Source organism: Undibacterium sp. FW305-107 (genome assembly GCF_058788535.1).
Genome location: NZ_JBYTAV010000001.1, coordinates 212703 through 233381, shown reverse-complemented (window position 1 = coordinate 233381; position 20679 = coordinate 212703). Strand labels below are relative to the sequence as shown.

Sequence of the window (20679 nt, the reverse complement as noted above, 5' to 3'; positions counted from 1 at the left end):
GCCGTTACTTTTTAAATCAACATCAGATCAGGACATAGCTTAGTCTGTTGCTACCAGACTTACGCCGCTGATCGCGCTATACGCTTTGACCATGACGTAGTAAGTGCCTGCTGCAGGTGAGTTGATGGTGATGCTTTCATTGTTGCTGGCACCGTTGGATTTTTGCAGGTACGACGATGTCGTTGGTGCAGAACCCAGTTTGACATACAAGTCAGCATCGCCAGAGCCGCCGCTGGTTTTGAATGTCACCGTAGGACGACCAGCAGGCACTGCGAAGGTGTAGATCGATGATGCGCCTGATGCCAGGTTGATGCCTGTCACTGGTACGCCATTGCTCAACACGTTCGGTGGTGTGCCGATTTGATAGCTGGCAACCAGGTTGACGCCATTGGATGCAGTGTAACCGTTCAGCAAGACATAGTAGGTGCCTGCTGTTGGTGTTGCCACAGTAATGGTTTCAGTACTGGTAGAGCCGTCTGATTTTTGCAGGTAGGCCGTGGTGGTTGGAGCAGCACCCACTTGTACATACAGATCAGCATCGCCTGAACCGCCCGTTGTTTTGAACGTCAGGTTGGTTGCACCAGCTGGCACGGCAAAGGTGTAGACCAGGTTGGCACCTGTTGCTACGTTGATGCCGGTGACAGGTACATCCTTGACCAGGACATTGGGTGGTGGCGGTGTCGAGCCCATGGCGGCTGCAAAGTTTGCCATGTTCAGGCTACCAAAACCACTGGCATAATCCCAGCCTGCCTTGGCGGTATAACCACCATTGCTGCCGGTTGTGACGTCGTGGAACATGCCCGGTGTGCTGGCCGCTTTTTGATAGATCGCAGCAGCAGGGAAAGGCAGGCTGTTATTGTTCATCGACTGCACACGTGCCCAAAAGCCGGTGAAGATAGGTGCTGACAGGCTGGTACCACCGATCTGCTGGTTGGAACCATTGACAATCACCAAAGCACCGCTGGCAGGGTCAGCATTGAACGAGATATCTGGCGTGCCGCGTTTGGTAGAAGAACCCAATACGCCGGAACTGACTTGCCAGCTAGGTGCTGATTCTGTCAGGGACGGCCCACCACCAGCACCACCGTTTGCATTTGCCTGGCAGCTGGACGCTGAGGTACAAGACCACACCGATTCAGAAACCCAGGTAGTGCCCGAAGTATTGAGCTGCGTGCCGCCCACCGAGATCACATAAGGTGAAGCCGATGGATAGCTTTGTGAAGTACCAGGGCCACCGCATTCATACGCGCCGGAATCACCGGACGAGACGGCAAAAGTCTGGCCCTGTGCAACCGCTGTCTGGAATATCTGGTCATTACTGGCCGTGATACCACCATTGAACGCATCGTTTTCACACATACCCAAAGACACGTTGATGACCTTGGCCACGTTGTCAGTGACAGCGCGGTTGTAGGCAGCAGTAATGTCAGTCAGGTTCAGCGTGTTGGCTGTGTACAGCACCATTTTCTTGATGGTGCCGCCCGCAGTTGCCAGCGCATCTTGCGTGTCCATATTCCATTCACCGACACCAGAGGTGTCAGAGCTGGGCGAACCTATCGTGACTGTTTCCACATTTACGGTCGGGTAACCGGCCTTATTGGTGAAGGTGTTCAAGTCCTTGATGGTTTGCGTCATGCTGCCTTGCGTGATGATACCGATAGTGGTATTCACTGCGCTGGGCAAGCTGGTGGCGTTATAGATCGCAGAAAACTCGGTAGGATTATGCCCACCTACAGCCAGCGTATTGGCATTTGGACGCACCAGGTTGGTGTGATAAGTATGCACATTTTGCAGGCCATGTACTGCCAGCACCGTGTCAGCCAGCGATTGCGGTATTTGTGCATCCGTCGTGTTGGCATGCACGGTACGGCCATCTACGCTAAAGGTTTGCAGATCAGTATTGAAGGCCGTTTTTACTGTCGCTGCCGCACCTTCTGCAGTGACGAGCATGCGGTTATCCGACACCGTGATGTTGACGAAACCACTGGCCTTCAAATAATTCACTACTGCCTGCACCTGGGCTGTTGTTGGTGCAAAACGGGACATGAATTCGGCACTGGAAATCGTTTTGACATTTTTGCCGTTCAATATGCCCGTTGTGATGGCATCCAGCTCAGCCTTGTTGCGCAACTTGAGCGCGACCGACACTTGTGTCGGTGCACCCGCCTGCATCAACGTGGCGGCTGACTTGGAAGCCACCGTCGCTGGTACCCTGGTGGCTTTGGTTGCTGTCGGTGCCCATTGTTCTGCTGCCTGGGCCGTGTCGAACAGCATGGCCAAAGCCATGGAGACACCTGCTAGTTTGAGATTACAACTGATACGCATTACTTCTCTCCTTGTTTTTTTGATACGAAGTATGTGATCGGTTCGTGTTGGCGACGCCGATCCAGCTATTTACTCATCCCCATTCTTCCCAAAACAGGGATGGATGCACAGATAAAAACGGTGTATCCGCACCGTCCAGGCCCTACATCCAGGAACACCCAGGCAGGCTGCGCGAGGCCCACCCTTGGTTCCGCATTGCCATGCAGGCAATTGATCAAATTCCCCACATAACAATTCTTTCAGGCAATAGTAAGACCACTTGCACACGGCGACCGCCGTACAAGACTATTGGCACTGCTGAATTTTTTTATGGCACTGAAAAAAACTAATACCAGTTTGCCGTTTTGCAACAGAGGCAAATTATTGACATTCTTTAACAATATGTCAAAAGCAATAACTACTGATGTATAGACAAATATTTTTTATCATTTACCTTGAAATTTATGAAAACTTATTTTCATAGAGGAAAAGATATACTTTCATTACTGAAAAGGAATGAGTTGGAGCGCAAAAAATGGTTGCGAAATCACAACAAAATCGTCGCAAAAAGCGCACATCTGGCTGAAATTCTTGTGCCGATTTGCGCATTGATGTGCGTGTTTTGAACAAAAAAAGGGGGTAATAATAGGTGTTGTGATACAGGTTTTTTGTTGATTGCCTCATGCGTGAATCAAATCAGCCCAATAAAGCAGGAATTAGAATTTCCCCTCTAGATTTGCGGGCTGATGAAGCGGTTTGTGATGTGCCCGGGGTCGCTTTTTTGGGGGGAACATGGGCCTGTCAGCGGGAGTAAGCAGGTAGCAATCGGCGCTTTTTTTGATGTGCTGTTTCTGGTTTGACTGAGGCTGCTTTGCACCAGGAATATCGTCGCACATGGCAGTAGCAGCCAGGCATGCTGAAGGCCTGCGGATTGTGATCGCTCCACTGGCCATTCTCACCGTGACGCAGCCGTAACCTGCGGCGCATTGCCAAGTGCTGCATGCAATCTCCAAATCTACAAGAAAAATATCTGTGCCGTGCGCGATGTCCACAAAAGCATGCGATGCACAAAAATGGTGCAAGGCCGAGATCTCGCACTGATCTCATTTTCCTGCACCTGGGTACGCATCCTGCAGTCTCAATTTGTTTTTAAAATATCAATTGATTAAATATAAATAATGGTATATTTTGCATTATAATTTATTAACTACCAAGCAATTCCCGTTGAGTCCGGCCACATATCGCATTAATAGGATTTGCACCTCAGTAGGAGTGGAGCCTTCATCCCCCCGGGTTCCAGTAATAGCTTCAAGAAAACTGACATTAAACGTTTCGTTCCCTATTTGACGCACGATAGAACTTGAGAAGCCATGTCCCCATGTCCAGTACCAGCTTACCCGTGTTGTCCAAAGTGCGCACTGCACTTCCCCCGGCATCAACGCGAGGGACGGTGCGTCACTATGTTTGGCTCTTTCCTGAATGATCAAAAAGCGGCAGTTTGATCGCTGCTGCAGGCCTTGCTGCACCGTCTCAAGTCAGGTTGGATATGCAGTCTATGGATGCTGTTTTTGATGGTTTTTTTGCTGTTTTTTTTTTGCGCAATTAGTTATGCAGAAAGTCGTCTTCCGTCAGAAGTGCCAACAAGCTTCTTTATCACAAAGAATGGAATGCTCATGAAAAAAATCGCCCCTCAGCGCCGTTTCTTAATAAGCTCGATCAGCTCGGCTGCTGTCAATGTCATTGCTGCCATCGGCATGATCACGGCACTTCCCTCAATCGCTCTGGCACAACAGGCCCCGGTTCAAAGTACCGTAAGCTGCAACGCCAGCTCCACATGGGTCAGCAACCCGTCTTTGCCAGGCGATGTGCAGAATACCGACAATTGCAGTTTCCAGCAGTATATGTGGCAGGCCATGCTGTACTTGGTGCAGCCGGTAGCAAAGGGCAGCAAGGTTCTGCAATTTGAAACCTATATGCCTAGCTATGGCATTTTTGTCGATCCTGGCAAGACCCCGACCCCATGGGGGAAAGTACCCAAACCGGCGTATTGCAAAGGGCCATCCAGCTTAAAACAGAATCTGAAACAGAACTATGTTTTTTCCAACCTGACCTTGCAGGCGGGCGTTGGGCAACCCTTGATCGACAAATCGCTGAACCGGGTTTTTTACGGCGTATCGGTGAATAAACCGAGCTATGACTTCATCACCGGTTGCGGCTTGTACCAGGCGCAGTGCAGTTTGACTCTCGCGCCCGATCTGGTTGATCCGGTTGGCTACAAGGTGGTGGACATTCCAGGCTTGTACCCGAATCTGGAGTTCCCCACTGGTGCCATGCAATTGAAAACTGCATGGAAGATTTTGACGCCCGATGAACTGGCGGGCAAGACCTTTTATAGCACTAAAGGCTCGGTTCAGGCACCCGACAAAAACTGTATGGAGAATGTGGACCTGGGGCTGGTGGGCATGCACATCGTGAGCAAGACACCGACCCAGCCGGAATTTATCTGGGGTACTTTTGAACACCGTAATAACGCGCCGTATTGCTCCTCGACCGATGCCAAACCCCCTCTGGGTGGAAACTGGACTTTTTATAATCCCAACTGCACTGGCGGCAACTGCACCCCCAATCATTATGCCGAAGGCAAAGCCACCCAGGTTTGCACCATGCACCCCTGGGGCGATCCGACCCTTGGTACCATGCCCAACAATTTGAATTGTAGCTCCACCCCGCCACCTGGCTATATCTGTGACCCGGATACCCAAAAATTCGTCATACAGCCCAGCACCGCCAATTTGCAGGCATTGGATTTATCAGTGCAAAAAATGCTGGCCGCATTGCCTGCGGGCGACGCCAATAAACTGTGGGCCAACTATTCACTGGTCGGCAATGTCTGGACAGCCAGGGGGACCTTGCCGCCCTCAATGCAGGTACAGGTCGGGTCCTTGTCGGGCGCAAACAATAGCATGGAAACCTATGTGCAAAATGGCGTCTCCAATATTCAAAATCCCTACAATTGCTTCAGTTGCCATAACCAGGATGGCAAGAGTAAAGGCCAGTCACTGAGTGATGCAATCAAAGTCCAGTTGCCGCCAGCCGGGCTTTCCCACATCTTCAATTTACTGAATCTGAAAACCAAAGGTTGCAGCACAGGCGTGCTGCCAAGCAACGCAATGTGCGCCGCCAACGGTGGCCCTAAAAAATAAAAACCGTTTTCAAAAAAAGAGGAATTGACATGAGCTATTTGACCTATCCAAGATTGCACTTTAGCGGTGGCTTTCTGGCTGATCCAAGCACGGTGAACAATACACCGGACAACTATACCGATGCGAATGATGACATCGCAAAGTTGCAGCTTTACTGGAATCCGAACGGCACCGGTATTTTTGATTTTCAAAACTGTCTTGTCACCAAGGTCGTCTATGGGCCCGGCGATGAAACCACCGACCCCGCTGTTGATCCTGTGATTGGCCAACCAGTCATTGCCGCGTATGCGATGGCAGCACCCAAATTGGTTGACCTTGACCCGGATCAGCAAAATACCAGCGAAATATGGGGGCTGAGCCTGCAAGTGGCGGGCGTTAGCGCCAACCCGGCATCGATCAGCGATTTTGTCCGTGGTGATTACGTCGCTGGCTCGTATAACGCGGTGTGGGCCCAGGCCATCAACGGCCCACGTAGCTCGGGCAGTGGTTGCGGGGTATATCAATCAAGCCTGACCAACCTGAGCTGGACGACTGCGACAAAACCGCAGTCTAAATTTCTCAGTCTGCTCCAGCAACAATCCCCAAACCAATTGAGCGTCAATTTTGTGGTGAATGCACATAACAATGCGCCAGTGATCTATTTGTTCAATACGGATACCTTGCAGGCATTGGTGAAAAAAGGCGTCCCCGCCAATATCGTTGACAAATTACTGCCCATGACCCGATATTTCATGAACCTCGGTAGTAATGGCTTACCTGCCAAGCTGGGCCAGGTTCCGACTGAATCGTATGTCAATAATCAGCTCACTATTTTGTTAGGGCAAGCCGACGCCGATACCTATCGCACCACTATCCTGGCAACGACCCTGGCACCGCCACCGTCGCCAGTGCCACCGCCGAACATCAATACTACGTTTCCAACCGGCTTGTTAACTGGCACGATAGGGCCGCAGGCTACGGCGACCCCTGTGTTTTATACGCCATCACGCATGATGGCGCCGATTGCGCTGCCCAATAGCAATACCCAATGCAATTTTGCCCCGTTCTGCACGCAGGTGCTTAGCGATAGCAAGGATAGCAAGGAAGTATTGATCACCGTTAATCTGGGCAACTCGCTCGCCACCGACAAGCCCGGTTATAACGATCCGGCGCAAAGGTTCGGGGTTGCCTTGTATGCGTTGGGCGATCTGTTTTTGGTTTATTTTGATCAAAGCCAAGGGGCGGGCATTAGCTTGAACAACGCGGTGACTATCGCCGCTTTGCCAAACGACCCGGCCCAGATGGCAGAGTTGATGACAGTGAGCGGTGGCATTCTGACGGTGAAAGTCAATCCTGCCTTACTGCCACCTGGCTTGACTGTGCAGCAGGCGGAACAAGGGGTACTGACGATGCCCCTGGGCCTAGTGGGAAAAAATGCATTTTTTCAAATTATCTGGCTGGCAGAAAATATCAATGGCTATAATTTGCGGGCCGATCAGTTTGTCTTCAGGATGAACCCCGGCATTCCATCGGGAGCTAACGGCGAAACGGCGCTGGTTCGTTTATATGCCACCAGGTTTGGTCAACCTGCGGCCAATATCGGCCTCCAGGCAACGCTGATGTCGCCGGAAGATTCCGTGAAATACACTAGCAATACCATGGGTACTGGCGGCACTTCTGGATTGAAAAACATCGCGGTACCGCAAAATGCCTTGTCCTTCAACACTGCGCCTTTGATGACCAATGCGCAAGGCATGGTCGAATTGAAAATCGTCGGCACTGACCCTGGTTTTCCGCGTGCCAGTCAAAACGTCGATGGGCAAATCTACTTTGTCCGCTACAATTTCGCCGATCAGGCTATCGCAAAAAGCTATACCCAGCATCCTGACGATTTGATTAGTATCCTGCTGTTTAGCCAGCAAAACTTCCCCGATTGTCCGACCTGGGATAACTGCATCCAGTTCATTCTGCCGCAATATGCCAAGCTGTATCCCATCATGGGCCGTTTCAAGCTGGACGACTATGCGACTGTGGTTCAATATGCCGAGCCTATCCGCACGGTGCTTGCAAAACCAATGGATGATGCCTTGCATATGCCGGTCATCCGGGATTTGTCGATTCAGCGCACGCAAATTATCCTGGACTGGTTTGCCAACCATACGCCGAAATAAGACATGGTCCATTACCTCTGTGCGGCTAATTTGAAATGCACCAGCTGTTGATTTGTACTGAAATTTGAACTATGTTTAGCAAGCTGCCCCTGCTTATCCTGATGAGCAGGGGGCAGTGAGCAGGATGCGTTGCAATGTACCCTGCTGACAGCTGGGCTATTGACAGCCAGGATCATCTTGATATAGCCTAGTTGCTCGGTGTCATGCAGACACCCAACCATTTTTGACAACAATCATGCAAACTACTTTGTATCCACGCATAGCAAGTACGCCGGAGCCACGCTCCATGCGTAGCTTCGCCTGCGCGAGCAGTGGTTTGCTGCTGGTTGCCCGCATTAATAATAATGATTCCAACTCGAACTCGGGCTGGAGTCGTTTCGCTGTATCTGCGCTGTATCAGATTAAATAAATAGCGAAAACCACGATTCAAAAAAGCCCGGAGATTCCGGGCTTTTTCATTTCCGGAATCCGAAGGCGGCATTTTTATCAACCCGCAATCAAGGAGAAGGACATGTTTACATTCGAGGAAATCGCCGTACAAGCAGGAAAGAAAGTAAGAGTGGAGGCTTTCGTGGCAACCACCCGCATACAAAGCAAAATGGCATTCGTCATTTTGCAGTCTGGCGCGAGCAAAGTGCAGGTCGTGGCATCTGGCGCGGCACGTGAGCAGGCGAAGGCATTGATGCAACAGGCGTATGCTGCGGTCGAAGGTACCGTAGTCGCGTCGGCGCAGGCACCAGGCGGTTTTGAGATACAGGCAGAGTCAATCGAATTGCTGTCACCGACGGTGCAGTGGCCAATATCCAGCGATAGTGAAATTGGCACAAAGCTGGCATGGCCGGCAGCGCGTTTTCGCGAGCGCAAAGAGGCTTTGGCGCTGATAGTGCAAAGCGAAATTGAGATGGAAATGACTGGCTATCTGAGGAGCCAGGGCTTCATTGGTATCCATTCGCCCAAGCTCATGGGGGCGCCGTCTGAATCAGGCTCAGAAGTGTTTGAAGTAAAGTATTTTGGCGAACGTGCTTATCTGGCCCAGTCACCGCAGATATACAAGCAAATTGCCATCATGGCTGGCCTGGGCAAGATTTATGAAGTTGGCCCTGTGTTCAGGGCAGAGCCCAGTTTTTCATCGCGCCACGCGACCGAGTTCATCTCCTTTGACGTTGAGCTGGAAGGAGTCAAAAGCGAAGTCGAGATCATAGAGCTTGAGTGTGCGATGATCACCGCCGCCTTGCAGCAGGTGTTTGCCAGGATGGGGCCAGAGCTGGCCTTGCACTACCCTAAAGCGACAGTGCCAGCGGCCTGCCATATCCTCGAATTTGCAGAAGCGCAGGCCTTGTTGGGCGTGTCCGGCGACGAATCTCTCAGCGCCGAGGAAGAGCGAAAACTCGGTGCAATGATGCAAGAGCAGGGCCATGAGCTGGTGGCGTTGACCCGCGTACCATGGAAGCAAAGGCCGTTCTACCATATGCGCGAAGGTGAGAGCCTGACACGGAGTTTTGAGCTGCTGTATCGCGGTGTTGAAATTACCACGGGTGCCATACGCGAGCACCGGTACGATATCCTGATGGCGCAACTGGCAGAAAAGGGGCTGACAGGCAAGGGCCTGGAATTCTATCTGGAGTCATTCAAACTGGCGGCACCACCGCACGGCGGCTTTGGCCTGGGCCTGGCACGTTTGACAGCTTTATTCCTGGGCTTGCCGGGGATTAAAGAAGCGACGTTTATTCATCGAGGGCCAGGGCGGCTGTCGCCTTGAGCATGGATTGCTCGCTGATCTTCAAGGCGCTAAAAGAAACGTAGATGGGGTGGCGCGGCGTAGTGCTATATGATGCGACGCAGCGCGCCTGCCCTCCGGTTTAAAACTTCGATTCCCATTGCGCATTGCCGCTTCTGTCCGTCGCGCCATAAATGGTACGTGCAACGGCGCACAGCGCCATGACTTGCACCATTAACAGATACCATCCCGCTTCACCGGCGGCGACTGCGTCCTGGGTATGGCTATTGAGGCGCATGGCGTGCTTGACCCTGGTCACGTAGAGGGAAATGAATTCCATGAACGAAGCGGCTGATGGATGTGAGACAGTGCCCATGAAGTAGAAAGACAGGTAAATGCCCAAAAAAATCTGCAAGACGAAAGCCACGGCGGCCAGCAGCAAAAAGGCAAAATCAATGCGGCGGGCTGGAAACTTGAAATGGTGTGCGACCAGGTAAAACCCGCTCAGGGCACAAAACCCCATGAGGATCGCACCTATCGGCAGGAACACCAGATAAGAAAATGAAAAAAGATTCAGGCCGGTACCACGCCAGACCAGGGTGTTGATGATGCTCACCAGCAGCGAGCTGATCAGGCAACATGCCCAGGCGAGAGGTCTTGCGTATGGAGATAGGGATGTCACGGGCTGGCCTTGATGTGGGTAGGGTACTGGATTTTTTATCTATCCTGCAGGATAAAATTTTGCGCGATATTATCCTGCTGCTACAGTGGCGTCAAGGATATGCATTTGTGTGGCCAGATTGCGCCTGGCGCCGATATCATGCTCATCATCAGGCAATTGAATATTACGCAGATGGATCTCAGCGACGCTGGTTGGTGATAGCGGCAGCTTTGACGCGACCATCTTAAGGACTTGGGCAGCGGCATAAGCGGTATCCCGCCCCAGCACATGTACAAATCTTCTTGAACAAGCTAATTGTTTGCCGTATCTTTGTTGTCTGTACAAACGATGCAAATGGTGGATACCTGCATGGAAATCAGTTTCGCAAAATATCAGGCTTTGGGTAATGCCTATCTGGTCGTTGATGCTGCGGCGATAGATATGGGCGTGGATGAAATCAAGCGCCTGTGCGATTTCCGTACCGGCATAGGCAGTGATGGTGTGTTGTTTGGCCCCAGCTATCCGGATGACGCGGATTTTGGTTTGCGCATCATCAATCCAGATGGCAGTGAGGCCGAGAAAAGTGGTAACGGCTTGCGTATCTTTTGTCAGTACCTGCATGACCAGGGGCTGGTTGGCACACAGGCTTTCAGCGTCAAGACTATTGGTGGCATTGTGCAGGCCAGGGTTTTTCCTGAACAGCAATTGGTGGAAGTGTCGATGGGGCAGGTCAATTTTCAGGCAGAACAGATACCGGTGCTCGGGCCAGCACGCGAAGTCTTGCTCGAAGAGATCGCTCTTGGCGAGCGCACCGTGCAGGTGTCTTGCGCCACCATAGGTAATCCCCATTGCGTGGTACTGACAAAGGAAGCTACTGAAGCGGTGGCAAGAGAACTGGGCCCCTCGCTGGAACAGCATCCACTTTTCCCCAATCGCAGCAACGTGCAGTTCTTGCGGGTGCTGGACCGCCAGAACATACAGATAGAAATCTGGGAGCGTGGTGCAGGTTACACCCACGCATCCGGCAGCAGCAGTTGCGCCGCCGCAGCCGTGGCGCACAAGCTGGGCCTGGTTGATGCAAACCTGACGGTGCATATGCGGGGTGGGGATATCCAGATACTTATTTCACCAGAATTTGAAGTGATGATGACGGGGCCGGTGCGGGCGGTATGCCATGGCAGGGTCGTGGTGCGGGGATAGGTTTTTCTTCGGGCCGCAATTTCCGTGATGTAGCCGTCATGTTGTGGAGCAGGGCGCATTGCAATGTCCCTTCAATGACCTTGTCTGCTGCCAAGAATTTCCCTTTCTTTTCAAAATAGTAATACACTCCTGCCTTTGATACTCACACTTTTATCAGCAGGGATGATGACGCTCATCCCATTGTTTGCTGCCAGCCTCACGCACTGAATACGCCATGCTGCACATAAAAATGCCTTAAGGAATGTAATGATCAAAGTCACGCAACTACAATTTGATTATGGGAAGAAGCGCGTCTATGACGACTTTTCGCTGACGCTGAACAAGCCCGGCGTGTATGGTCTGTTCGGCCGCAATGGCAGTGGCAAATCAACGCTGTTGAAGATATTGTCGGGTTTGCTGTTCCCACATGGTGGCGAAGTGGATGTGCTGGGTTACAAGCCAGCGGCACGCTTGCCGACCTTTTTGGAGCAGGTGTATGTCGTGCCGGAAGAATTTCATCTGCCCGATATCAGCCTGGTGGTTCTGTATAAAACCCATGCACCGTTTTATCCGCACTTTTCTGGCAGTGATTTTTTAAAGTATGCCGAGATTTTTGAAATCCCGCGTGACAAGGGTTTTGCCGCCATGAGCCTGGGGCAAAAAAAGAAGGCTGTCATCGCCTTTGCCCTGGCAACGCACACGCCCTTGCTGCTGATGGATGAACCAACCAATGGCCTCGACATCGTCGGGCGCTCACAATTCAAGACCATCCTGGGCGGCAAGGAGCATGCGAACCGCACGGTGATCATCAGCACCCACCAGGCACATGACCTGGAGAGTCTGATGAACCATGTGTTGTTCGTCGATAGCGGCAAGCTTGCCCTGTCAGCCAGCATGGAGACGCTGCAGCGTGCTTTGCACCTGGGTGTGGCCGATAACCAGGCTGACACTGCTGGCAGTATTTACCAGGAAGCTTATGGTCACCAATGGGCTTATGTAAGCCGCAATGCGGGTACTGCGCCAGGTGTCGTTAATCTTGAATTGCTGTACAAGGCGCTGAGCATCAACAAGCAAGGCGTGCTCGATGCGGTGGCGAGCTATCTGGGTGCAAAAAACGCAGCAAATTCAGCAGATGCAACAAACATGGCGGGGAATACGCAATGACGGACTTTTTTGATATGCAGCGTTTTGGCCGCCTGCTGCGTGCGCACTGGGCCGAGAGCTGGCGCGAATATGCCTGGTTTGCCGGTGCGCTGGTGATGCTGGATCTGATCGCTATTGTGATTTCTTTCAGCACTACATCTGGCAGCATGATCTGGCAATTCCAATTTCAGGGGCAGCTCATATGGTATATGACGGGTTTGTCCTTGTCGGGAGTGATTTTTGCGGGCAGGTATTTCAAATACCTGCTTAATCCTGGCGCCAGCCTGATCGCACTGATGCGCCCGGCGTCAGTGTTTGAAAAATGGCTGATGGCTTTTCTGGTCATCAGTATTTTTTATCCCCTGGCCTATAGCCTGCTGTATATCCTGTTCAACTATCCTGCTGTTCAGTTGGCCAGGGTGATGTCAGGCTCATTATCAGGTTGCGAAACTTGTGCCAGGGATTTTCGACTCTACATCCCTTTTCTGACGGCAGAATTAGCGGAAAAAAGCACAAATGATGCGGAATTTTTTTTGAAGTCCCAGTTATTTTTCTTCATGCTGCTATCGGGCGCGCAAGCGCTTATTGCCGGAGGAACGGCATTCTTCAAACGCTCACCCGTATTACGCACGGTACTGTTTTCCTTTTTGCTGTTCGTCTTGTCGATCTGGATAGGCAGCGCCCCGCAATTAGGTATTTTCACCCGGTATTATGGCGAAGGTGTAATACAGTACAGCACCATGGAATATGGGCTTTCACTGGGGCTGTGGCTGGGTGTGCCGCTGTTGCTGTGGATAGTGCTGTTCTTCCACATCAAAGAACGTGAGGTCGCATGATGTCACGTTATTTTTCAAAAATCGGGGTCTGGCTTTTCATGCTGACAGTGGCCTGGTATCTGGCAGGCAATTTCTTGCTGAACAATGTAAAGAAAGAGCAGCTATCCCATGCTCAAAGCATCCATGTCACCAAGCAGCAAGCAGATATCGGCAGTAATAACAGGGCGGTGATTCGTACACAGGATACTGATGCGCGTGGCGTAGAGATTGATCTCATTTTCGACCCCGCAGCTACGCAGGCAACGATCAGTAATGAGAATATGCAGCTTGGGGCCAGTGCGCAGTTTATCGACGGTGTTTTCAATATTACCATCGGTAAGGGCGTGGCAACACGAGGGGGTTATCCACGAGGTAAAACCGAAATCCGCCTGCCTGCTACAGTCAGTAAAGTAGAATTTTTTGGCGTGAGTAATGTTCGGATTTCTGGAAGTTTGCCAGCACTGTCAGCAGAGTTGACGGTGGAATTCCTGGATAGCGCATCACGCGTCACGATAAATGAATTGCTGATCAGCCGGCTCAAACTGGCGTCTGGCTGTAAAAATCCTGCTAAAGAAAATGATTGCTCACTCAATCTTGATTTCAATGGTCAAATCCAGGTCGGGAAACTGGAGGTGACCATGCAGCATGGAAGCTTGAATTATTCTGGCATCGGTGTACCGCAAGATACCCTGCTCAATGCTGGTGGCGATGTGCTGGTCACAGGGCGGCGCGATTTTCTGCAATCGCTTCGTTTTAGTGGTGGTAAACGATGAGCGCGTATGATTATCGCATTCCCAAGCCGAATATTTTTTTCGTGTTCGACGTTGACATGCGTCGCAATATATTGCGCCCTATGTTAGGACTCCGCTTGAGGTAGGGAGCTTGCATACAGTAGGGTGCGTTATAACGCACCAGAAAAGCCCGCAAAGAAAATTTTATCGTGGTTTATATAAATAAAGTATAAATTATTTATATAATATTTATATCTCTACATGACCATTGTCCTGATGGTGCGTTACAACGCACGCTACGCGTTATGACCGCCCAAAAAAAACGACGCCATGCAGCAAGCAGGCGTCGTTTTTTTATGTTCCTACGCGCGTAACGCATGAGCATGGCATTCGGTTGACAGGTGACATGTCGTTTAGAACAACAACACTAAGCCCCATGTTCTGTGGTTTTTTGCGTCAACGCAATGTATCCGGGCGGCGTTTTTGGCTTACGTAGTGTGACTACGAAACGCAAAAACGAAATACAAACCAAGCAAGCAACCCAAACATAAAGAGGGAAATATCATGAACAAACTGATCACCGCCATCATCGCTTCCACAGTTGTTATGGGTAGCGCATTTGCACAGACACCAGCGAGCGCATCTGCAACTGCTGCATCCAAGCCAGCAACAGCCGCTGCAGCAGCGAGTGTAGCGAAATCTGCACCAGCCGCTAAAGTAGTAGCCGCTTCTGCATCTGCCAGCGCCAGCGCGGCAATGCCAGCAGCTTCTACACCAGAAGCCAAGCCAGCCAAAGCTGCAAAACATGTCAAGCACGGCAAAAAAGAAGTGAAAGCAGCAGGCGCATCTGCAGCAGCCAGCGCAGCATCGAAATAAGTTTCAGCAAGTAGTTGTAGAACGTATACCGGCAGCCAGACGCTGCCGGTCAATCAAGCAAAAAACAAATCGCTCACAGACATATTAAGGATTATCACCATGAACAAACTCATTACCGCCCTGATCGCTTCTACCGTTTTGATGGGTAGCGCATTTGCACAAACACCTGCAACTACTGTTGCAACTACTGCAGCAAAGGCAACACCAGCAGTGACGGCAGCCACCCCAGCTAACGCAACCACAGTTGCAACAAGCACAGCAACACCAGCGGGCAAGGCAGTAACGACGACGGCAATGGCAACAAACACCACAGCCGCAGCTACATCTGTCACTACGCCTGCAGCTACACCAGCAACGCCAGAAGTCAAAACTGCAGCAGTAGAAAAAACTGCAGAGAAACATGAAAAGCATGTCAAACATGCCGCCCATGAAAAACATGCCAAGGCAAAGACTGAAGCAAAAGCTGAAGTGAAAACAGAAATCAAGCCAGAAGTAAAAGCTGAAGTCAAAACTGATACAGCTAAAGTTGCGACAGCAGGCACAGGCAAGACAGCAACGCCAGCAACAAAATAAATTGCAGGGGTTTTAGCAGCAGGCAGCACCGGTTATAAAAAAAGACGCTTCATCATTCGCGATGAAGCGTCTTTTGTTATGCGTAACAAGTAAAACGGGTATCAGCGTGCTGATGCCACCAGCTTGATCCCCAGCGCCATCATGACGCCACCGGCAACACGGTCCAGCCATTGTTTGTAGCGCAGGTAAGTCGTGCGTGGTTTTTCTGATGACAGGGCGACGGCAACTATCGCATACCAGCTGGCTTCTATGATGAAGACACACGCCAGCAGTAAGGCATCAAACGCCAGACTTTGCGTGCGCGGCATGAAGGCGGCGAAGACGCTGGCATAGACGATGGATGTCTTGGGATTGCTGACCTGGGTAGTAAAGCCCAGCAGCAATGATTTGCGCAAATTGCGTTCACCTGTTTGTTCAGCCGCTTTGATCTGCAAAGGTTCGTGTGCACCACGCCAGATCTTGAAACCCAGCCAGGCCAGGTAGAGGCCACCCAATACCTTGAGCGCAATGAACAGCACAGGCAAGGCCAGCAAGATACCCTGCAAGCCCAGCAGGGCCGCCAGCGCAAACAGCGTGCCACCCATGCCCATGCCTATCGCTGCACTGACACCTTCAGCACGGGTAGACGCCATCGCGGTGCGGGCTATCATCACAAAACTGGGACCGGGGCTGACGACGCCGACAGTGAGTGCGGCGCAGATGCCGATGAGGGATGCATAGTTTTCCATGGGAGTCCTTGGCTGTTGGGGGATAGTGTATTTTATCTCATCTGCGGCAGGGTCCGACAATGCATGGACAGATGGTGATTTGCAGGGTGCGCACGGCACGCCCTACAAGCCAAATTGCACCCAGACAGCATACGCTATCGCCAGACACCACGAGATCATCACAGCAATCGTCATGAAGACAACAAGCTTGTGGACAGCACCGGGATAGGGCTTGACTAGGCCAAGGCGCTGGGCCACAGCATTGATGACGTAGCTGCCATTGGAACCTGCCTGCGGCAGTAGATTAAAAGCCGCCAGCTTGGCTGCAACTATGCCCAGCAGACTTGGCAATGCGGCGGTGTGGATCACGCGGGCTGCCTCAAGCAACAGGGTTTGCGCTGTCCCAAAAGGTGATAGCGCACCCATCACATATTGTACTGGCAATGCGATAAAGTCTTGCCATGCACCTGCGCCCAGCAAGACGGCGGCCAGTATCATCAGGACGGCACAGCCAGACAGGGTGACCATGATTTGCCGCCATAGGCTCAGCCGGTCAAATGCAAAGGGCAGGTCGGCGTCACTGACTACGCGTTCGCGGGTGTCGATGAATTTGACATAGCCATTCAGGGGGATCAGTTTCAGGATAAAAGCCTTGTACCTGAACAAGACTGGTCCCATGCCCATGGTTAATTCCAGTACCCTGGTACCTGCGGCCTGGCCTGCTGCAGCAATGCCGAATAAGTGCAGGGTGATGCAGAAGAGAATGATGAGGGCAAAAGCGAGCATGGCACGTGATGTGTGGATGGATCAGGTGCAATTGTAGTCTGGAATACGCGGTTCTTGATCTGTTTTTGTATGCTTTTATGCCATGCGGCGCAAAATCCGTTGAGGTAGGTTGACCGCCAATTTGTGGGTGCGCACGGCGCACCCTATAAGAAAAATTTACTCTACCAATTTGCGATAAACAAACTCCGCCAGCGCCACATCTTCCAGCCCTACACCTATGGCCTTGTAGAGAATGATGTCTGATTCACTGCTGCGTATGCCTGCACCTTGCACCACATCGGTCATCTCCAGCACATCGTCCCATGCAAAGCTGTTCTTGTCGCACAGGAGCAAATCACCTGCCTCGTAGGCGGCCTGCTTTTTCCATTCAACCACGATCTTGCTGGCGCGGCGTATCAGGGTGTCGTCCACTTCGCGGGTGTCGGGTTTGCTGGAGCCTATGGCGGCGACAAAGGCACCGGGTTTGACATCATTGCCGTCAAACAGTGGCGTACTTGATCGTGTAGCGGTGAGGATGACATCGGCCTGGCTGGCGGCTTCAGCAGCAGTGGTGGCGCGGGCGGGGATACCGTATTGCGTGCTGATATGCTGTGCAAAAGCGTCCTGGCCTTCTATGCCGACCACCAGCACTTCGCTGAAGTTGCGTACGGCCAGCAGGTCCGGGACATGGGCGCGCGCCTGTATGCCAGTGCCAAAGATGGCCAGGGTTGTGGCGTCTTGCCGTGCCAGTTTGTCGGCAGCGACGGCGGTGACGGCAGCGGTGCGGAATTCTGTCATGGTGTCGCCTTCCATCACGGCCAGCAGGCGGCCATCGTCAGCAGCAAACAAGACAATCACGAAGGTGAACTTGCCATTGATGGTGGAGTAAATCTTGGCCCCGGCAGCATTCAGGCCGGGGATGACGGCACCCATGGCGCTGAGCTTGGTTTTGCCGCTGTCTATGCGTACACGCTCCTGCATGGCACCTGCTGTGGCGTAATGCGTAAACGCTTCGCGCATGACGGTGATGGCATCCTTGACTGTCAACAGTGAGGCGACTTGTTCGTTGGTGATGACTTGCATGGTATGTCCTTAGTATTGATATGGGGTGGAATCGATAGTGCTCTGCTCGCCATCGATTTGCTGGGCCAGCAGTTCAGCGCTACCACAAGCCAGTGTCCAGCCGAGTGCGCCGTGACCTGCATTGAGGTAGAGATTGCTGACCGGTGAAGCGCCTATGATGGGGATGCCAGTGGGCGTTGCTGGCCGCATGCCCACCCACGGGTGTATGGCATTTGCATCTGCACTGACTGATGGGAAGAGTTCTTGCGTTTCTTTTAGCAGGCTCTGTGCGCGGGCGGTATTGATCTGCATGTCGTGGCCGACAATTTCTACCCGTCCTGCCACGCGCAGGCGCTCACCGATGCGGGCATAGACGATCTTCCTGGCGCTGTCGGTGATGCTGACGCTGGGCAGGCTGGCGTCTGCCGCTGGCGCATCCAGCGTGATGCTATAACCCTTGAGCGGGTAGACGGGCAAATGCAAGCCAGCTCTGGCAGCCAGGGTGGCGGCATGCGATCCATTTGCCAGTACAAAGACATCTGCGCTGATATCGCCCTGGCTGGTTTGCAGCGCCTGCAGTTTGCCTGCCTGTATGAGCATGCCATTGACCTGGGTACCATACAAGAACTTCACATCAGGATAATTGTGTATCAATGCCTGCGACAATTGCCTGCAAAAGAGGGCGCAGTCACCGACATCTTCAGACGGCGTGTAGACGCCGCCTACCCAACGGGCGGCTGCATGTGCCAGGGCAGGTTCTATGTCCAGGCAAGCTTGGGTGGACAAGACTTGCTGCTCACAACCCAGTTGCGCCTGATAGGCGACTTGCGCAGCCGCAGCCTTGAGCGCAGCATCAGATGAATACATGACCAGCTTGCCTGCCTGGCGCAGATCAAAATCCAGTGCTAACTGCGTTTGCAAAGTCGCCAGGCAATCGCGGCTATAGAATGCCAGACGTAAAAGTTCAGCCGTGGTCTGCCTGGATTTGCGCTGGTTACAGGCGAGTAAAAAACTGCATAACCATTTCCACTGCGCCAGCTCCAGCGCAGGACGCCAGCTTAAAGGCGAATCAGGGTTCAACAGATAAGAGGGCATGCTGGCCCAGACCGAGGCATCCGCCAGCGGCGCAACATAAGAGTAACTGAGCTGCGCCCCATTGCCAAAGCTGGCACCTTCACCGGCACCATCATGCGCCTCGACAATGCTGACATCATGACCGCGTCTTGCCAGTGCGTACGCGGTGGTGAGGCCGATGACACCTGCGCCGATGATACAAACTTTCATAGTGAGCTTAATGAGTACTTAGTGAGTAAAAATAAATTAAACGCTGATAGCCCTCAGGTGACGTGCAGCGCTTTTCTTTGCTGCTGCAACCAGGGCAGTGAACAGGTTTTTTTCGCTGGCATTGACACGATACTCAGGGTGCCACTGTACGCCCATGCAAAACGACAGTGACGGTACTTCTATGGCCTCTACCACACCATCATCGGCGATTGCAGCAATCTTGACCTGATCCGTGGGGCCAAACACTGACTGGTGATGCAGGCTGTTAACCTCGCAGCGGTCGACACCCATAATCGCGTGCAGCTTGCTGCCCTGGCGGATGTGGATGGCGTGGCTGGCCAGATCGCAGTCCTCAGCCTGTTTGTGTTCTATGCTGGTGGCAATATCAGAAGGTATGTGCTGCAGCAGCGTTGCACCCATCTCGACAGCAATCAGTTGCATGCCGCCGCAGATGCCCAGCACGGGCATGTCACGCGCAATGGCAGCACGCAGCATGGCTTGTTCGAATGCGGTGCGGTCTTCCTTGAGTGCCATTTTTTCAGGATAGCGGGCAGGCATGCCGTACAGGGCAGGGTTGACATCGAACATGCCGCCGGTGATGAGCAAACCATCGATCTGGTCGAGATAAGTCTCTACCGCGCCCATGTCATAGGGCAGCACCAGCGGTACGCCACCGTTGTCACTGATTGCCGCGCAATAATTGCGGCGTACAAAGAACAGGGCTTCGATATCGCTTGCGACAGCGTTGCGGTCGGGGGTGATGCCTATGCGGGGTGGTAGAGAGCTGGTCATTGGTCTTGTTTTGATTGGTTTGATGTTGTCATCATCCCTGTTCAAAACAGATACCGCAAACCATGAATTCTATGTTCAGGCATTAGTTTTTCTAATGCATAGGTTAGCGTTTAATCTGAAGCTTAAGTGACAGACATCAGACTTCATCTACCGGCACATCCAACCCCGTCTTCATCCTGCTCATCGCTACAAGAGTCTTGAAGCGTTTGACATTATTGCTTTCAAAAAAAAGCTGGCGGGTAAGCTCGGTGTATTGCGCCATGTCGCGCACGATGAAGATCAGAACAAAATCACATTCGCCAGCGACGTAATAACATTGCTGCACCTGGGGGCAGGCGAGGAAGGCGGTTTTCATGGCGTCGAGCAAATCCATGCGTTCGTTTTCTACTTCCACTTCGACGACGATGGTCAGGGGGTAGCCCAGTGCATCCGGGCGCAGTTGTGCGCTGTAGCGTTCTATGACCTTGTCATCACTGAGGCGTTTCAGGCGGCGGTTGACGGCGGCGGTGGAGAGGTTAACCCTTTCCCCCAAAGTGCTTTGTGGCAGGCTGCTGTCTTGCTGGATTTCTGCCAACAGGCGGCGGTCAAAATTGTCCAGGGTAGTCATATAGGCTCCGCCATCCTTGGTTATGGTCATCTATGCAAAGATTTTGCGTTTATCTGCATTATTTTCGTAAATCTTACCATTGGTTGCGGAATATTATTTCAGTCAATCTT

Annotated in this window: 19 protein-coding genes; 10 read left to right on the top strand and 9 right to left on the bottom strand. The window is 52.1% G+C overall.

Translation table 11 applies throughout. The annotated features are described in order from the left end of the window. Positions 1–39: 39 nt before the first annotated feature. The gene (locus AC3WQT_RS01065; RefSeq protein ID WP_492701393.1) at positions 40–2325 is read right to left on the bottom strand and encodes a pre-peptidase C-terminal domain-containing protein; all 2286 of its coding nucleotides are present in this window, start codon (positions 2323–2325) and stop codon (positions 40–42) included. 1652 nt (positions 2326–3977) lie between these two features. On the opposite strand from AC3WQT_RS01065, the gene AC3WQT_RS01060 reads away from it, so the two are divergent. From AC3WQT_RS01060 to AC3WQT_RS01045, 4 genes are all read left to right on the top strand, one after another. After that, positions 3978–5507 (top strand): hypothetical protein, encoded by a 1530-nt coding sequence (locus AC3WQT_RS01060; RefSeq protein WP_492701391.1) that lies wholly within the window; start codon positions 3978–3980, stop codon positions 5505–5507. A 29-nt stretch (positions 5508–5536) separates the two neighbouring features. Then, the gene (locus AC3WQT_RS01055; protein WP_492701389.1) at positions 5537–7657 is read left to right on the top strand and encodes a hypothetical protein; all 2121 of its coding nucleotides are present in this window, start codon (positions 5537–5539) and stop codon (positions 7655–7657) included. A gap of 235 nt (positions 7658–7892) precedes the next feature. Continuing rightward, positions 7893–8066, top strand: coding sequence for a hypothetical protein (locus AC3WQT_RS01050; RefSeq protein WP_492701387.1), 174 nt, complete (start codon positions 7893–7895; stop codon positions 8064–8066). Between the two features lie 102 nt (positions 8067–8168). Next, the gene (locus AC3WQT_RS01045) at positions 8169–9416 is read left to right on the top strand and encodes an amino acid--tRNA ligase-related protein (RefSeq protein ID WP_492701385.1); all 1248 of its coding nucleotides are present in this window, start codon (positions 8169–8171) and stop codon (positions 9414–9416) included. A gap of 100 nt (positions 9417–9516) precedes the next feature. Here the strand turns inward: AC3WQT_RS01045 and AC3WQT_RS01040 are convergent, their stop codons facing one another. Both AC3WQT_RS01040 and AC3WQT_RS01035 read right to left on the bottom strand, forming a co-directional pair. Continuing rightward, the gene (locus AC3WQT_RS01040) at positions 9517–10056 is read right to left on the bottom strand and encodes a hypothetical protein (RefSeq protein WP_492701383.1); all 540 of its coding nucleotides are present in this window, start codon (positions 10054–10056) and stop codon (positions 9517–9519) included. A 69-nt stretch (positions 10057–10125) separates the two neighbouring features. Further along, positions 10126–10389 (bottom strand): hypothetical protein, encoded by a 264-nt coding sequence (locus AC3WQT_RS01035; protein ID WP_492701381.1) that lies wholly within the window; start codon positions 10387–10389, stop codon positions 10126–10128. A 15-nt stretch (positions 10390–10404) separates the two neighbouring features. On the opposite strand from AC3WQT_RS01035, the gene dapF reads away from it, so the two are divergent. The 6 genes from dapF to AC3WQT_RS01005 all read left to right on the top strand — a co-directional run bounded on the left by dapF (position 10405) and on the right by AC3WQT_RS01005 (position 15352). Next, a complete protein-coding gene (gene dapF / locus AC3WQT_RS01030; protein ID WP_492701379.1) occupies positions 10405–11235 on the top strand; it encodes a diaminopimelate epimerase in 831 nt (276 codons plus the stop codon). A 246-nt stretch (positions 11236–11481) separates the two neighbouring features. Continuing rightward, complete coding sequence (locus AC3WQT_RS01025; protein WP_492701377.1) at positions 11482–12378, top strand: ATP-binding cassette domain-containing protein; 897 nt, start codon at positions 11482–11484, stop codon at positions 12376–12378. Continuing rightward, positions 12375–13193: a hypothetical protein gene (locus tag AC3WQT_RS01020; RefSeq protein WP_492701375.1), complete on the top strand. Its 819-nt coding sequence runs from the start codon at positions 12375–12377 to the stop codon at positions 13191–13193. The genes AC3WQT_RS01025 and AC3WQT_RS01020 overlap by 4 nt, the downstream gene beginning before the upstream one ends. Then, a complete protein-coding gene (locus AC3WQT_RS01015; protein WP_492701373.1) occupies positions 13190–13945 on the top strand; it encodes a hypothetical protein in 756 nt (251 codons plus the stop codon). The genes AC3WQT_RS01020 and AC3WQT_RS01015 overlap by 4 nt, the downstream gene beginning before the upstream one ends. A gap of 522 nt (positions 13946–14467) precedes the next feature. After that, positions 14468–14779: a hypothetical protein gene (locus tag AC3WQT_RS01010; protein ID WP_492701371.1), complete on the top strand. Its 312-nt coding sequence runs from the start codon at positions 14468–14470 to the stop codon at positions 14777–14779. Positions 14780–14878: 99 nt separating this feature from the next. After that, positions 14879–15352: a hypothetical protein gene (locus AC3WQT_RS01005; protein ID WP_492701369.1), complete on the top strand. Its 474-nt coding sequence runs from the start codon at positions 14879–14881 to the stop codon at positions 15350–15352. A 101-nt stretch (positions 15353–15453) separates the two neighbouring features. On the opposite strand, the gene AC3WQT_RS01000 is transcribed toward AC3WQT_RS01005, so the two are convergent. The 6 genes from AC3WQT_RS01000 to AC3WQT_RS00975 form a co-directional block, all read right to left on the bottom strand. Further along, positions 15454–16080 (bottom strand): LysE family translocator, encoded by a 627-nt coding sequence (locus tag AC3WQT_RS01000; protein WP_492701367.1) that lies wholly within the window; start codon positions 16078–16080, stop codon positions 15454–15456. Between the two features lie 102 nt (positions 16081–16182). After that, entirely contained in the window at positions 16183–16845 is a 663-nt protein-coding gene (locus tag AC3WQT_RS00995) for a site-2 protease family protein (RefSeq protein ID WP_492701365.1), read from the bottom strand. 156 nt (positions 16846–17001) lie between these two features. Continuing rightward, entirely contained in the window at positions 17002–17907 is a 906-nt protein-coding gene (locus AC3WQT_RS00990) for an ornithine cyclodeaminase family protein (protein ID WP_492701363.1), read from the bottom strand. A gap of 9 nt (positions 17908–17916) precedes the next feature. After that, positions 17917–19170, bottom strand: a complete 1254-nt coding sequence (locus AC3WQT_RS00985; RefSeq protein WP_492701361.1) for a D-amino acid dehydrogenase — start codon at positions 19168–19170, stop codon at positions 17917–17919. 36 nt (positions 19171–19206) lie between these two features. Next, complete coding sequence (locus tag AC3WQT_RS00980) at positions 19207–19962, bottom strand: gamma-glutamyl-gamma-aminobutyrate hydrolase family protein (protein ID WP_492701359.1); 756 nt, start codon at positions 19960–19962, stop codon at positions 19207–19209. Positions 19963–20098: 136 nt separating this feature from the next. After that, a complete protein-coding gene (locus AC3WQT_RS00975) occupies positions 20099–20569 on the bottom strand; it encodes an Lrp/AsnC family transcriptional regulator (protein WP_492701357.1) in 471 nt (156 codons plus the stop codon). Between the last annotated feature and the right edge of the window lie 110 nt (positions 20570–20679).

Excerpts from the sequence above, each read along its gene's own strand:
- AC3WQT_RS01065 (WP_492701393.1), bottom strand. The coding sequence starts at position 2,325 with ATGCGTATCAGTTGTAATCTCAAACTAGCAGGTGTCTCCATGGCTTTG.
- AC3WQT_RS01060 (WP_492701391.1), top strand. The coding sequence starts at position 3,978 with ATGAAAAAAATCGCCCCTCAGCGCCGTTTCTTAATAAGCTCGATCAGC.
- AC3WQT_RS01055 (WP_492701389.1), top strand. The coding sequence starts at position 5,537 with ATGAGCTATTTGACCTATCCAAGATTGCACTTTAGCGGTGGCTTTCTG.
- AC3WQT_RS01050 (WP_492701387.1), top strand. The coding sequence starts at position 7,893 with ATGCAAACTACTTTGTATCCACGCATAGCAAGTACGCCGGAGCCACGC.
- AC3WQT_RS01045 (WP_492701385.1), top strand. The coding sequence starts at position 8,169 with ATGTTTACATTCGAGGAAATCGCCGTACAAGCAGGAAAGAAAGTAAGA.
- dapF (WP_492701379.1), top strand. The coding sequence starts at position 10,405 with ATGGAAATCAGTTTCGCAAAATATCAGGCTTTGGGTAATGCCTATCTG.
- AC3WQT_RS01025 (WP_492701377.1), top strand. The coding sequence starts at position 11,482 with ATGATCAAAGTCACGCAACTACAATTTGATTATGGGAAGAAGCGCGTC.
- AC3WQT_RS01020 (WP_492701375.1), top strand. The coding sequence starts at position 12,375 with ATGACGGACTTTTTTGATATGCAGCGTTTTGGCCGCCTGCTGCGTGCG.
- AC3WQT_RS01015 (WP_492701373.1), top strand. The coding sequence starts at position 13,190 with ATGATGTCACGTTATTTTTCAAAAATCGGGGTCTGGCTTTTCATGCTG.
- AC3WQT_RS01010 (WP_492701371.1), top strand. The coding sequence starts at position 14,468 with ATGAACAAACTGATCACCGCCATCATCGCTTCCACAGTTGTTATGGGT.
- AC3WQT_RS01005 (WP_492701369.1), top strand. The coding sequence starts at position 14,879 with ATGAACAAACTCATTACCGCCCTGATCGCTTCTACCGTTTTGATGGGT.
- AC3WQT_RS01000 (WP_492701367.1), bottom strand. The coding sequence starts at position 16,080 with ATGGAAAACTATGCATCCCTCATCGGCATCTGCGCCGCACTCACTGTC.
- AC3WQT_RS00995 (WP_492701365.1), bottom strand. The coding sequence starts at position 16,845 with ATGCTCGCTTTTGCCCTCATCATTCTCTTCTGCATCACCCTGCACTTA.
- AC3WQT_RS00990 (WP_492701363.1), bottom strand. The coding sequence starts at position 17,907 with ATGCAAGTCATCACCAACGAACAAGTCGCCTCACTGTTGACAGTCAAG.
- AC3WQT_RS00985 (WP_492701361.1), bottom strand. The coding sequence starts at position 19,170 with ATGAAAGTTTGTATCATCGGCGCAGGTGTCATCGGCCTCACCACCGCG.
- AC3WQT_RS00980 (WP_492701359.1), bottom strand. The coding sequence starts at position 19,962 with ATGACCAGCTCTCTACCACCCCGCATAGGCATCACCCCCGACCGCAAC.
- AC3WQT_RS00975 (WP_492701357.1), bottom strand. The coding sequence starts at position 20,569 with ATGACTACCCTGGACAATTTTGACCGCCGCCTGTTGGCAGAAATCCAG.